12 protein-coding genes are annotated in these 13,546 nt (G+C 66.6%); 6 read left to right on the top strand and 6 right to left on the bottom strand.

Annotation, left to right across the window (positions count from 1 at the left end):
- The first annotated feature begins 91 nt into the window (after positions 1 to 91).
- Together hppD and FND50_RS32900 are read left to right on the top strand one after the other, a co-directional pair.
- Complete coding sequence (gene hppD / locus FND50_RS32905; protein ID WP_144288539.1) at positions 92 to 1,297, top strand: 4-hydroxyphenylpyruvate dioxygenase; 1,206 nt, start codon at positions 92 to 94, stop codon at positions 1,295 to 1,297.
- A 101-nt stretch (positions 1,298 to 1,398) separates the two neighbouring features.
- On the top strand, positions 1,399 to 2,949 hold the full coding sequence (locus FND50_RS32900; RefSeq protein ID WP_144288538.1) for an FAD-dependent oxidoreductase: 1,551 nt from the start codon (positions 1,399 to 1,401) through the stop codon (positions 2,947 to 2,949).
- A 42-nt stretch (positions 2,950 to 2,991) separates the two neighbouring features.
- On the opposite strand, the gene tnpA is transcribed toward FND50_RS32900, so the two are convergent.
- A complete protein-coding gene (gene tnpA, locus FND50_RS32895; protein WP_144288537.1) occupies positions 2,992 to 3,438 on the bottom strand; it encodes an IS200/IS605 family transposase in 447 nt (148 codons plus the stop codon).
- Positions 3,439 to 3,460: 22 nt separating this feature from the next.
- On the opposite strand from tnpA, the gene FND50_RS32890 reads away from it, so the two are divergent.
- The gene (locus FND50_RS32890; protein WP_260850790.1) at positions 3,461 to 4,711 is read left to right on the top strand and encodes a transposase; all 1,251 of its coding nucleotides are present in this window, start codon (positions 3,461 to 3,463) and stop codon (positions 4,709 to 4,711) included.
- 3 nt (positions 4,712 to 4,714) lie between these two features.
- Complete coding sequence (locus FND50_RS32885) at positions 4,715 to 7,090, top strand: FdhF/YdeP family oxidoreductase (RefSeq protein ID WP_144288536.1); 2,376 nt, start codon at positions 4,715 to 4,717, stop codon at positions 7,088 to 7,090.
- A gap of 99 nt (positions 7,091 to 7,189) precedes the next feature.
- Here the strand turns inward: FND50_RS32885 and FND50_RS32880 are convergent, their stop codons facing one another.
- Complete coding sequence (locus FND50_RS32880; RefSeq protein WP_144288535.1) at positions 7,190 to 7,957, bottom strand: hypothetical protein; 768 nt, start codon at positions 7,955 to 7,957, stop codon at positions 7,190 to 7,192.
- A gap of 135 nt (positions 7,958 to 8,092) precedes the next feature.
- Between FND50_RS32880 and FND50_RS32875 the strand changes: the two genes are divergently transcribed.
- The gene (locus FND50_RS32875) at positions 8,093 to 8,986 is read left to right on the top strand and encodes a LysR family transcriptional regulator (RefSeq protein WP_144288534.1); all 894 of its coding nucleotides are present in this window, start codon (positions 8,093 to 8,095) and stop codon (positions 8,984 to 8,986) included.
- Here the strand turns inward: FND50_RS32875 and FND50_RS32870 are convergent.
- From FND50_RS32870 to FND50_RS32855, 4 genes are read right to left on the bottom strand one after another with little or no spacing between them, the layout of a single operon-like run.
- Positions 8,926 to 9,795: a LysR family transcriptional regulator gene (locus FND50_RS32870; protein WP_144288533.1), complete on the bottom strand. Its 870-nt coding sequence runs from the start codon at positions 9,793 to 9,795 to the stop codon at positions 8,926 to 8,928. The two genes, FND50_RS32875 and FND50_RS32870, sit on opposite strands and share 61 nt — an antisense overlap.
- A gap of 17 nt (positions 9,796 to 9,812) precedes the next feature.
- Complete coding sequence (gene fabG, locus FND50_RS32865) at positions 9,813 to 10,556, bottom strand: 3-oxoacyl-ACP reductase FabG (RefSeq protein ID WP_144288532.1); 744 nt, start codon at positions 10,554 to 10,556, stop codon at positions 9,813 to 9,815.
- A 32-nt stretch (positions 10,557 to 10,588) separates the two neighbouring features.
- Entirely contained in the window at positions 10,589 to 11,779 is a 1,191-nt protein-coding gene (locus FND50_RS32860) for an acyl-CoA dehydrogenase family protein (RefSeq protein WP_144288531.1), read from the bottom strand.
- Between the two features lie 22 nt (positions 11,780 to 11,801).
- Positions 11,802 to 12,179 carry an AMP-binding enzyme gene (locus tag FND50_RS32855; protein ID WP_260850789.1) on the bottom strand — a complete coding sequence of 126 codons (378 nt, stop codon included), beginning with the start codon at positions 12,177 to 12,179 and terminating at the stop codon, positions 11,802 to 11,804.
- 194 nt (positions 12,180 to 12,373) lie between these two features.
- On the opposite strand from FND50_RS32855, the gene FND50_RS32850 reads away from it, so the two are divergent.
- Positions 12,374 to 13,543, top strand: coding sequence for an acyl-CoA dehydrogenase family protein (locus tag FND50_RS32850; RefSeq protein WP_144288530.1), 1,170 nt, complete (start codon positions 12,374 to 12,376; stop codon positions 13,541 to 13,543).
- Positions 13,544 to 13,546 lie beyond the last annotated feature (3 nt).

Raw genomic sequence — 13,546 nt, 5'->3', positions numbered from 1 at the left:
TGCTGGCTCGGTTGCCTATGTGGGCGGTGTGGGTTTTCGTAGTGACCCAGGCAACAGGCCACGCCCCGTCCCTCGAACCAGGAAGACAGCGATGACGATCGAGCAGACTCTCACCGACAAGGAACGCCTGGCAGGTCTCGACCTCGGCCAGCTCGAGCAGCTGGTCGGGCTCGTCGAATACGACGGCACCCGCGACCCGTTCCCGGTCAGCGGCTGGGACGCCGTCGTCTGGGTGGTCGGCAACGCCACCCAGACCGCCCACTACTTCCAGTCCGCGTTCGGGATGACCCTCGTCGCCTACTCCGGACCCACCACCGGCAACCGCGACCACCACAGTTTCGTCCTCGAATCCGGGGCCGTCCGCTTCGTCATCAAAGGCGCCGTGAACCCGGACAGCCCCCTGATCGAGCAGCACCGCACCCACGGCGACGGCGTCGTCGACATCGCCCTCGCCGTCCCCGACGTCGACAAATGCATCGTCCACGCCCGCGCCCAGGGCGCCACCGTCCTCGACGAACCCCACGAGGTGACCGACGAGCACGGCACCGTCCGCCTCGCCGCGATCGCCACCTACGGCGACACCCGCCACACCCTCGTCGACCGCAGCAACTACACCGGCCCCTACCTGCCCGGCTACATCGCCCGCACGTCGTCGCACACCAAACGCGACGGCGCCCCCAAACGCCTGTTCCAGGCCCTCGACCACGTCGTCGGCAACGTCGAACTCGGCAAGATGGACCACTGGGTCGACTTCTACAACCGGGTCATGGGGTTTACCAACATGGCCGAATTCGTCGGCGAGGACATCGCCACCGACTACTCCGCGCTGATGAGCAAAGTCGTCTCCAACGGCAACCACCGGGTCAAGTTCCCGCTCAACGAACCCGCCATCGCCAAGAAACGGTCGCAGATCGACGAATACCTCGACTTCTACCGCGGACCCGGCGCCCAGCACCTGGCGCTGGCCACCAATGACATCCTCACCGCCGTCGACCAGCTCACCGCCGAGGGCGTCGAATTCCTGGCCACCCCCGACTCCTACTACGAGGACCCCGAACTGCGGGCCCGGATCGGCAACGTCCGCGCCCCCATCGCCGAACTGCAGAAACGCGGCATCCTCGTCGACCGCGACGAAGACGGCTACCTGCTGCAGATCTTCACCAAACCCCTCGTCGACCGCCCCACCGTGTTCTTCGAACTCATCGAACGCCACGGCTCCCTCGGCTTCGGCATCGGCAACTTCAAAGCCCTCTTCGAAGCCATCGAACGCGAACAAGCCGCCCGCGGAAACTTCTGAGCGAGAGGATCACTCCGCGAGACCGCTGAGCGGGAACCTTCGTCGACGATTGTGCGGCGACTTTCCCGCCGGATCGGTGCCGTCGCGAATACGATGACGCCATGAGCCCTACCGAGGCAGTGGTGGCCGGTGCCGGTCCGACCGGGCTCACGCTCGCGCTGGAACTGGCGCGACGGGGCGCGGAGGTGCGGATCCTCGACAAGTCGCCCGAGCCGTTCGCAGGTTCGCGGGGAAAGGGATTGACCGCGCGCAGCCAGGAAGTGATGGACGATCTCGGCATCGTCGACGAGATCGTCGAGGCGGGGTTCCGGCACCTGCCCAGCCGGGTCGCGGTGCGCGGCCAGGTGGTGCGCGACAGCGACCCGCACGCGGACCTGAGCCCCACGCCCGATCGGCCGTACGACGGCGGTCTGATGATCCCGCAGTGGCGGACCGAGCAGATCCTGCGAGAAAGACTGTCGGAGTTCGGGATCGACGTGGAGCGCGGCGTCGAGGTGGTCGGCTTCGAGCAGACCACCGACAAGGTGACCGTCCGGCTCGCCGGCGGCGGGACCGTCATGGCGCGCTACCTGGTCGGCTGCGACGGCGGGCGCAGCGCGGTGCGCAAGGCGCTCGGGGTGTCGTTCGAGGGGACGGGCGGCATCGAGGGCATGCTCCTCGGCGACGTGTCCGTCGACGGGCTGGTCCCCGATCGCTGGTACCAGTGGACGCACCCCGAGCGGGGGTTCGTCGCGTTGTGCCCGTTCCGTGGAATCAATTCCTGGCAGTTCCAGGGAGTGCCGTTCGCGGACTTCGACGAGGAGGGCAACCTGCCCGAACCGTCGCTCGAGTACTTCCAGCGGGTTCTCGACGACATCGCCTGCGGCCCCGGCGTGCGATTGTCCGAACCGACGTGGCTGTCCACCTGGCATGTGAACGTGCGGATGGTGGACCGCTTCCGCGACGGTCGGGTGTTCCTGGCCGGGGATGCGGCCCACGTTCATCCGCCGGCCGGTGGGCTCGGGATGAACACGGGAATCCAGGACGCCTACAACCTCGGGTGGAAACTCGCTCTCGTCCTGGCCGGCTCGGCGGACCCGTCGCTCCTCGACACGTACCAGGAGGAACGCTTGCCGCTCGCGCGCTGGACGCTCGGGGTGAGCAGCGCGGGACTGCAGAAGGTGGCCTCGAACCTCGGGCGCGAGGACTCCGAGGGGTTTGCGGGCGCGGTGACCGAAGACGGCCAGCAACTCGGTCTGGGCTACCCGTGGAGTTCACTGTCGCGGGATGGGGACGTGACGACGGGTCTGCGCGCCGGAGATCGCGCACCCGACGCGCCCTGCCTGAGCCCCGAGGGCACGCCGCTCCGACTGTTCGACGTGTTCCGGGGGACGCACTTCACGGTCCTCGGGTTCGGCGGCGGCTCCCGGCACATCCTGCAGGCCCTGGCCGAAGACGCGCCCGACGACGTGAAGTACGTGGTGGTGGGCGATTCCCGCGGTCCCGGCGTGGACGTCGTCGACGACCGCGGTTTGGCGCGCAGCGCATACGGGGCACACGGTGGCACGCTGGTGGTGGTGCGGCCCGACGGGTACGTCGCGCTCACCGCCGCGGCCACCGCGGCCGACGACGTCATCGACTATCTCGGTCGGCTGGTGGGGAGGTCGTCCTGACCGCGGAGCGTAGCGCGCAAGCCCGGTCCTTCAGGGCCGGGGTTAGCGCATCGACTTCGGCCTGCCGGGAGCGCGGGGCGGTTGACGCTGCTGCTCGATGTACTGCCGGATGATGGAGATGGGTGCCCCGCCGCACGATGCGGCGAAGTAGCTCGGGGACCAGAGGTGTCCGTTCATCGAGTGTCGGTTCACCCATTCGCGGTACTGGTCGCGCAGGCGGCGTGCGGAGACGCCTTTGAGGCTGTTCACCAGCTTCGAGATTTGAATGGTCGGAGGGTATTCGATCAGCAGGTGCACGTGGTCGCCCTCCCCGTGGAACTCGACCAACCGGGAACCGTAGTCGTCGCACACGCTGCGTATCACCTGTTCGCAGGTGGTCAGCATCTCGTCGGTGAGGGCTCCGTCCCGATACTTGGTAACAAAGACCAAGTGGACGTGCAGGGCGGTAAAAACGGAGCGGCCACGTCTGTATTCCGAGTCGGAAATCATAGACCAATGATATTCTGTGGGTGTGCAGTTGCGATACCAGTACCGCGTCTATCCGACGCCCGGTCAGCAGGACATGCTGGCCCGGTCATTCGGGTGTGCGCGGGTGGTGTTCAACGACTGCCTGCGCATCCGCCAGGACGCGTATGCGGCCGGGGTGAGACTGTCGGATACCGCCGTGCAGAAGCAGGTGGTCACCGCAGCGAAGAAGACTCCGGAGCGGGCCTGGTTGGGCGAGGTCGCCTCGGTGGTGCTGGTGCAGGCGTGTCAGGACGCGCGGCGGGCGTACCGAAACTGGTTCGACTCGCTCTCCGGGAAACGGAAGGGCCGCAAGGTCGGCGCGCCGCGATTCCGGTCCCGCCGGGACAATCGGCAGACGATCCGGCTGACCCGCAACGGGTTCTCGATTCGCCCGAACGGGAAGCTGTACGTGGCGAAGGTCGGCGAGGTGGAGGTCGCCTGGTCCCGCGATCTGCCCTCGGAACCGTCCTCGGTGACGATCATCAAGGATGCGGCGGGCCGGTACTTCGCGTCGTTCGTGGTCGAGACCACCGACGAACCTCTGCCGCCGGTCGATGCGGAGGTCGGGATCGACCTCGGGTTGGCGACGTTCGCGGTCATGTCGAACGGCAAGACGATCAGCTCGCCGAAGTTCCTGCGCCGTGCCGAACGCAAGCTCGGCACGGCGCAGCAGGTTCTCTCGCGCAAGGAGAAAGGCAGCAACAACCGGGTCAAGGCACGTCTTCGCGTCGCGAAGGCCCACGCCAGAGTGTCCGACGCTCGCAGGGACTGGGCGCACAAGCACTCCACGGCGATCATCCGCGAGAACCAAGCGGTGTTCGTCGAGGATCTGTGCGTCCGGGGGTTGGCGCGGACACGGTTGGCGAAATCGGTCCACGACGCCGGGTGGGGAATGTTCACCCGCATGGTGGAGGAGAAAGCCGCCCGCTTGGGGCGTACCTTCGTCAAGGTGGACCGGTTCTATCCGTCGTCGCAGATCTGCTCCCACTGTGGGGTTCTCGACGGCCCGAAACCGCTCTCGATCCGGGAGTGGGCATGCAAGGCGTGCGGAGCGGTTCACGACCGCGACGTCAACGCCGCGAGAAACATCCACGCCGCAGGACGTGCGGAGTGGCTAAACGCCTGCGGAGGGGCCGTCAGCCTTCCCTCTAGAGGGAAGCGAGCCCCAGTGAAACAGGAACCCACCCAAGCGGCGCGCAGCGGCGCAGAAGGAATCCCGGTCGTTCACGGCCGGGAGGACGTCAAGAAAGGCTGAACGATGCGACACAAGGACGAGGACCGCGACTACGACGAGGCCGACCTCCAGGTGGAGCCCCCGAAGGAGCATGCCGCCGGGCCGACCGCTGTCGCGGTGTCGATGAAGCGGGCGCTCGAGCACATGGGCGTGGTCCGTACGGCCGAGACGTTGCTGCAACTGAACCAGGCCGAGGGGTTCGATTGCATGAGCTGCGCGTGGCCCGATCCGGAGCCGGGCCACCGGCACGCCGCGGAGTTCTGTGAGAACGGCGCCAAGGCGGTGGCGGAAGAGGCCACCCGCGACCGCGCGACACCCGAATTCTTCGCCCGCCACAGTATCGCCGAGCTCGACTGCCACAGCGAGCACTGGCTGGGGCAGCAGGGCCGGATCACGCATCCGATGGTGAAGCGGCCCGGAGGAACGCACTACGAACCCATCGAATGGGACGAGGCCTTCACCCTGATCGGGGATCAGCTGAACGCCCTGGACAGTCCGGACGAGGCGATCTTCTACACGTCCGGCCGGGCGTCCAACGAGGCGGCGTTCGCGTACCAGCTGTTCGTCCGCGCGTTCGGGACGAACAATCTGCCCGACTGTTCCAACATGTGTCACGAATCGACCAGCATCGCGCTGCAGGAGTCGATCGGCATCGGCAAGGCCAGCGTCACGATGGACGACGTCTATCAGGCGAAACTCATTGTGCTGCAGGGCCAGAATCCTGGGACCAACCATCCACGGATGCTGTCGGCGCTGGAGAAGGCGAAGCAGAACGGCGCGAAGATCCTCTCGATCAACCCGCTCCGCGAGGCGGGCCTGGTCAACTTCAAGAATCCGCAGACGCCCCGCGGCATGGTGGGCCCGGGTACCGACCTGTCCGACATGCATCTGCCCATCGCGCTGAACGGCGACCTCGCGCTGCTCCAGGCGTTCGGCTCGCTGCTCGTCGAGTGGGATGCCCTCGACCACGAGTTCATCGACCAGCACACGATCGGATTCGAGCTGTGGAAGCAGCACGTCACCGACATCGACTGGGACGTCGTCACCCGCACGACCGGTCTGTCGCGGGAACAGATCACCGACGCCGCCCGACTCCTGCGGGATTCGGACGCCACCGTGTTCTGCTGGGCGATGGGACTCACCCAGCACCACAACTCGGTGGCGATCATCAAAGAAGTCACCAATATCGCTCTCGCCCAGGGAAACATCGGCAAACCCGGTGCCGGGCTGCTGCCGGTGCGAGGGCACTCGAACGTGCAGGGCGACCGCACGATGGGGATCTGGGAGCGTCCGCCACGACACTTCCTGGACGCGCTCGCGAAGGAATTCGCCTTCGATCCACCCCGCGAGAACGGGTACGACACCGTCGATTCCATCCGGGCCATGCGTGACGGCAAGGCGCATTTCTTCCTCGGGCTGGGCGGCAACTTCGTCCAGGCGGCCCCGGATACCGACGTCACCGCCGCCGCCCTGCGCAAGACTCGGATGACCGTGCACATCTCGACGAAGATCAACCGTTCGCATCTCGTGTGCGGCGACACGGCACTTATCCTGCCGACCCGGGGGCGCACCGAGCAGGACGTCCAGGCCGGCGGGGCCCAGTTCATCTCGGTCGAGGACTCGACGTGTTCGGTCCACGCGTCCCGGGGACCGCTGAAACCGGCCAGTCCGCATCTCGATTCGGAGGTCGGCATCGTCACCCGCATCGCCGAGGCCACCATCGGCGACCGGTACGGCCTCGAGTGGAAGAAGATGCGGGACGACTACGCGAACATCCGCCTGCACATCTCACGGGTGGTGCCCGGTTGTGAGGGGTACGAGGTGAACGTCCGGCGACCGGGTGGATTCGTTCTGCCGCACCCGCCGCGCGATTCCCGCACGTTCCCCACCCATTCGGGGCGCGCCGAATTCGCGGTGTCCCCGATCGAGGTGTTGCAGGTGCCCCCGAGGCACGTGATCCTGCAGACGATCCGCAGCCACGATCAGTTCAACACCACGATCTACGGGCTCAGCGATCGCTACCGCGGAATCGAGGGCGGCCGCCGCGTGATCTTCCTGCACCGCGACGACATCGCCGCCCTCGGATTCGACGACGGCGACATGGTCGACCTCTTCACACACTGGGCAGAAGACGACCGCGTCCGCTGCGCCCACGACTTCCGGATCGTCGAATACGACACGCCCCGGGGTTCGGCCGCCGCCTACTACCCGGAGACCAACCCGCTCGTCCCACTCGATTCCACGGCGGCCGGCAGCAACTGTCCCACGTCGAAGTCCGTCGTCGTCTCCCTGGAACACGCCGGCAAATACAGCGCCGAATGCCCACCGGAGGCGAGCCAGGACGAGGTCGGATCGGACCGATTCCACAAGTCGACCCCCCAGCCGAAGCATCTCTCCTGACGTGAGTGGCATCGTGTGCCCCGGCACGCTTTCCCACTCACCTGCGCAGGTGAGCGGCATTGTGTGCGGGGGCGCGCATCGGCACTCACGTGGGTCTGCTCAGCCCCTGTCGCGGTCGCGCAGGTAGTCCGCCAGCGGCGCGTGCCGCTGTATGCGCCACAGGGCGATTCGGCGCGCCGCCACCCACATGAGCGCGGAGATCGCCACGGCGACGAGAACGCACAACGCGAAGTCGGCGGTGCCGATCCCGGTGTGCACGTCCTCCGGTTTCACGATGCGCCACAACACGACCGGGATCACCGCGATCGCCGCCGAGAACGCCGGAAACACCCCGTAGGGGACCACCAGCAGGATCAGCCACCGCACCACCACGGGGCGCCAACGCGTGCGCTGCTCCCACCGCCACCGCAGCGACCGCTGGTGGTACGGGAAGAACACCCCGACCAGACTCGACCCGGCGAGTGCACCGAACGGGCACAGCGCCACCGCGACCACCACCACCGCCGTGAACAGCCAGTCCTGCTCGACGACACCCACGGCGATCGCGATGGTCGCGCAGATCGGGGCGATCAACATCCACAGCGCCACCGCCTTGGCGGCGAGCAACGCACCCAGCGCGTCCCGGTCGTCGAGTGCGGCGAGAATGCGCTCACGATCCGGAGCCAGCACATTGGTGGCAGTCACGTCGGCGTACATCCAGCCCGCGAGGGCCAGGGCGAAACCCGACGGTCCGGTCCACTCGAACAGCCAATTCCGGGGCAGCAGGAACCAGGCACCGATCATCAGGACGGCGTTGAACGCCACGGTCGCGAGCGTGTCTGCCGGATTGCGCCAGATCCTGATCCACTCCGCACGAAGAGCGGCCATGACCTTCAGCGTAAAGCGTCGGGCATGCCGCCGGAGCCATGTCGGCGCGATCCCGGACGATCGGGGGCCGGTCCGGACCTACCAGCGGTGCGACGGTGACGCAGCCAGAGACTTCGCAGTCGCTAGACTCGGGCGGTGGACATCCGGGACGCCGAGTACCTCGTCGCCGTGGCCGATCACGGCAGTATCACCGAGGCCGCGCGGGCGCTGTTCATCGCGCAGCCGTCGCTGTCGCAGGCGATTCGTACTCTCGAACGTGATCTGGGCGTCGAACTCTTCGAACGGACGGGGCGGGAACTGCGCATCACCGCGGCGGGAGTGTCGTTCGCCGAGGCGGCGCGCCGGGTGCTGGCCGACGTCGAACGCGCCCGGGCGGTCGTCGACGACGTCACCGAGCTGCGGTCCGGCACCCTCACCATCTCCGTTCTCAATTCACTGGCAGCCGAGCCGCTTCCGATGCTCGCCGGTGAGTTTCATCGCCGGTTCCCGCGGGTGGTGCTGTCCGCGATGTCCGCCGACGTTCCCGACGGCGTCGGCAGGGCGATCCGGTCGGGGGAGTGCGATATCGGGCTCACCACTCTGCCCGTCGACGAGCAGGGGCTCGAGTCGCGGGTGCTGCGAGAACAAGAGATCGTGCTCGCGCTGCACCCCGACCTCGCGATCGAACTCCCCGATCCGGTGCCGGTCGACCTGCTCGGCGATATTCCGATGATCGTCGAGATCGGTTTGCGTCCGCTGCTGTCGGTGAACAACATCGCGGTCGAGTGCGCGCACCGTCAGGCCGTCTGGGCACTGGTGGTGCAGGGTGCCGGGGCGACCCTGCTCCCGCGCGGAGTCGCCGAGCGTGAGCTTCCAGGGGTGGAGGTCCGCTCGCTCGTGCCTCCGGTGGTCCGCGAGATCGGACTCGTGCGGCGGCCGGATCCGTTGCCTCCCGCCGCGGCGGCGTTCGCCGCCCTGATCGACGATCTTCAGGTTGTGAGTGTGTCGAGGAATGCTCGTCCGGCCGGCGACAACCGGGCGTCGTCGTAGATCACGCCGTACTCCACCGTGATCGGCGGTTCGAGTGGTGAGATCCGGGCCCCGGCGACCGCCGCCCGCTCGGCAAGCGTGCGCTCGAGAAATGACATTCCGACACCCTCGACCACGAACGAGCCGACCGCTTCCCGCTGCTCGACGACGGCGGAGATGACGGTACGACTCCCCGATGCCTGCAGCGCCTTCTCGATGGCCGTGCGCGACGACGACTCTTTGGGCAGGCCCACGACGGGTAGGTTGGGAAGGTCGTTCAGCGGGAACGGATTCTGCCAGGCGACGTCGGCGCCGGGCGGAACGGCCAGCCAGTATTCGTGGCGACCGACCGCCCGCGTCGTCAATCCGGGTGCGGCGACCGGGAAATGGCTGAAGGCGATCTCGCAGTGCCCGTCCCGGATGAGGGACGCGACGACGTCGGAGGGTCGCAGGTCGGCGATCCGGACGATCACGCCGGGATTCTGTTTGCGAAACGCACCGATCATTTCGGTGACCTGGCCCTCCGCGACCTGCGCGGACGCGCAGATGTCGAGTCGTCCGCGCGGGAGCCCGGAGATGTCGACGAACGAACCCTCGGCGGCCACCAGGTCACGCACGATCTGCCGGGCCGGACCGACGAACGCCTTGCCCGCGGCGCTGAGCACCAGGCCGCGGCCCACCCGGTGGAAGAGTTCGACACCGAGGTCACGTTCGAGATTGCGCAGCCCCTTCGACAACGACGGCTTGGTGACGCCCAGGGCCTCGGCCGCGAGCGCGAGGCCGTCGTTGTCGACGGTGGCGAGAAAGTACTCGACGTGTCGTGACTCCACCAGTGCAGACTACTGCCTCAGATGTGGCGTCCACCGGTGACTTCGAGGACGGTCCCCGTCATGTAGCTCGACAGATCGGACGCGAGGAACAGGGCCACGTTCGCGATCTCCTCGGGTTCGGCGCCGCGGCCCATCGGGACCTCCTTGAGCTTCGCCTCGATGATGTCGGCGCGCAGGGCACGGATCATGTCGGTGTTCACCACGCCGGGCTGGATCGCATTGACCCGGACGCCGAGGTGGGCGACCTCCTTCGCGGCCGCCTTGGTGAGTCCGACCATCCCGGCCTTCGCGGCGCTGTAGTTGGTCTGCCCGACCATGCCGACCTTGCCCGAGATCGACGAGATGTTCACGATCGAGCCCTTGCCCGCCTCGCGCATCGCGATGGAGGCGATCTGGGTGCCCAGCCATGCGCCCTGCAGGTGCACGTCGATGACGGAGCGGAAATCGGCGAGGGACATCTTGCGCAGCGTCGCGTCGCGGGTGATGCCGGCGTTGTTGACCCACACGTCCATGGCACCGAACGTGTCGATCGCCGTCTTTCCCAGATTCTGCATCTGGTCCGGATCGGTCACGTCGCAGGCGACGGCAACTGCCTGGAATCCGTCGGCCTCCAGCTTTCCGGCCGCGGCCTTGACGTTCTCGGCGTGCATGTCGCCCAGGACGACCGACGCGCCCTCACTCGCGAACTTCCGGGCCATCTCGAAACCGATGCCCTGGGCTGCGCCCGTGACGACGGCGACCCGTCCCTCGAGAAGTGTCATGAATTCTTCCTTCCTCAGTTGTCCGAAACGCCTCAGTTGTACGACCGCAGCACGCCGCGGCTGATGATCTGCTTTTGAATGTCGCTGGTGCCTTCGCCGATGAGGAGGAACGGCGCCTCCCGCATGAGGCGTTCGATCTCGTACTCCTTGGAATAGCCGTAACCGCCGTGGATCCGGAAACTGTCCTGCGTCACCTCCGAGCAGAACTCGCTGGCGAGGTACTTGGCCATTCCGGCGGCGACATCGTTGCGTTCCCCGGAGTCCTTGAGCCGCGCCGCATTCACCATCATCAGGTGCGCCGCCTCCACCTTGGTGGCCATCTCCGCGATCCGGAACGCGATCGCTTGGTGCTCGGCGATCGGCGATCCGAAAGTCTCCCGCGCCTTCGCGTACTTCACGCCGAGTTCGAACGCGCGCTGCGCGATACCGCACGCCCGGGCGGCGACATTGACACGGCCGACCTCGACGCCGTCCATCATCTGCCGGAAGCCGCGGCCGGGGTCGCCGCCCAGGATCGTGTCCGCGGCCGCCCGGTAGCCGCTGAACACCATCTCGGTGGTGTCGATGCCCTTGTAGCCCATCTTCTCGATCTTGCCCGGAATCGTGAGCCCGGGCAGCACCTCGCCGAACCCGGCAGGCTTCTCGATGAGGAACGCGGTGAGGTTGTCGTGGGCTTTCAGTGCCCCCTCGTCTGTGCGAACGAGAACGGCCACCAAGGTCGACGACCCGCCGTTGGTGAGCCACATCTTCTGACCGTCGATCACGTAGTTGCCGTCCGCAGCCTTGGCCGCCTTGGTCCGGATGGCGGCGACGTCGGATCCGAGTTCGGGCTCGGACATCGAGAACGCGCCGCGCAGTTCACCGGTCGCCATGCGCGGGAGGTATTGCGCCTTCTGTTCGGGTGTGCCGTGCTGGGTGATCATGTGCGACACGATGAAGTGGGTATTGATCACGCCGGACACGCTCATCCATCCGCGTGCGATCTCCTCGACGCACAGTGCGTAGGTCAGGAGGGATTCGCCGATTCCGCCGTACTCCTCGGGGATGGTGAGCCCGAACAGGCCCATTTCCTTCATCTGTTCGACGATGGCCGTCGGGTACGTGTCGGAGTGCTCGAGTTCCTGCGCCTGCGGGATGATCGCCTTGTCGACGAAAGCCCGTACCGCCGACACGATCTCGTCCTGCGTGTCCGTCAGCCCGGCGGTCTGCGCCAATCGTGTCATCGTTCCACCTGTCCCGTAGTCATCAGTTCTCCGTACTCTGCTCGTCGTGCAGGCGTTCGCGTAGCGCGGACCGCAGGACCGCGCCCCGGGGGTCCGGGGGCAACTCGTCGACGAAGACCACCTCGCGCACCTTCTTGTACGGAGGCACCTTCGCGGCGACGAACTCGATCAGGGTGTCGGCGGTGAGGTGCGCCGCGGTGTCTGCCACCACGAACGCGACCGGCATCTCTCCGACCCCGGGCACGGAGCGCCCGACTATCACGACGTCGAGCACACCTCGCCGGGACAGCAGCAACTGTTCGAGTTCCTGTGGATCGACGGTGTAGCCCTTGTAGAGGAGTGCGTCCTCGGGTTTGCCAACCATGTCGAATATCGAGTCCATCTCGCCGGAAAATTTCATTGTTCGTGAATATGCCCGGACAATTCCTCCGAACACTGACACCTATTGAAGTGCCTCGGACCACCGTGGTCAAAGACGCTGTGGGAAACCGACAGTTTCCCTCTTCCTATGGGTCGCAAATGCCGTCTGCGCTGCGAGTTCTCGTTCGCGGCACTCGCTTGACAGCGAGGCCGGGTTGCTGGATATTCACCTTCATGGCTGAACGCGAAGTGAGTGACGAAGACTTCAAGGACATTCTCGCGCAGACGAGAGCCTTTATTCAGAAGGAAGTAATTCCCAGGGAAAATGAAATCGCGGAAAAGGATCTGATTCCGGACGACATTCGCCGCAAGGCGGCAGACATGGGTCTGTTCGGGTACGCCATCCCGCAGCAGTGGGGCGGGCTCGGACTCGACCTCACGCAGGACGTGGAACTGGCCATGGAGTTCGGGTACACGAGCCTGGCGTTGCGGTCGATGTTCGGCACCAACAACGGGATCGCCGGCCAGGTGCTGGTGAATTTCGGTACGGACGAACAGAAGTCGGAATGGCTCGAGCGTATCGCGTCCGGTGACGTGGTCGCGTCGTTCGCGTTGACCGAGCCGGAGGCCGGGTCGAACCCGGCGGGCCTGACCACCCGCGCCGTCCTGAAGGACGGCACGTGGACGATCAACGGCACCAAGCGGTTCATCACCAACGCGCCGTTGGCCGATCTGTTCGTGGTCTTCGCTCGCACCCGTCCTGCCGACGAGACCGGCACCGGCATCGCGGTGTTCCTCGTTCCCGCCGACACCGCCGGTGTCGTGGTCGGGCCGAAGGACAAGAAGATGGGCCAGGAGGGTGCCTGGACCGCGGAGGTCGCATTCGACGACGTCACCGTCCCCGAAACCGCTCTGGTCGGCGGCAGTGAGGAGGCCGGCTACCGCGCCGCTATGACGTCGCTCGCCCGCGGCCGGGTGCACATCGCAGCCCTCGCCGTCGGTAGTGCTCAGCGTGCACTCGACGAGTCCGTCGCCTTCGCGGCGGTCACGAAGCAGGGCGGCACCCCGATCGGTGACTTCCAGTTGGTGCAGGCCATGATCGCCGATCAGCAGGTGGGCGTGTCCGCGGGCCGTGCGCTGGTGCGGGACGCGGCGCGCAAGTACGTCAGCGGCGAGGACCGTCGGATCTCACCGTCCGTGGCCAAGCTGTACTGCACGGAGATGGCCGGCAAGGTCGCCGACCTCGCGGTGCAGGTCCACGGCGGCACCGGATACATGAGAGACGTTCCGGTGGAACGGATCTACCGTGAGGTCCGACTCCTACGCCTGTACGAGGGCACCAGCGAGATCCAGCGCCTGATCATCGGCGGCGGCCTCGTCCGCGAAGCGAAGAAAGCGCTCTGAGCC

Origin of the sequence: Rhodococcus sp. WB9 (assembly GCF_007558985.1) — a bacterium.
GTDB classification, from domain to species: domain Bacteria; phylum Actinomycetota; class Actinomycetes; order Mycobacteriales; family Mycobacteriaceae; genus Rhodococcus_F; species Rhodococcus_F opacus.
The sequence above is the reverse complement of the archived record's forward strand: the minus strand, read 5'-3'. Positions and strand labels throughout refer to the sequence as shown.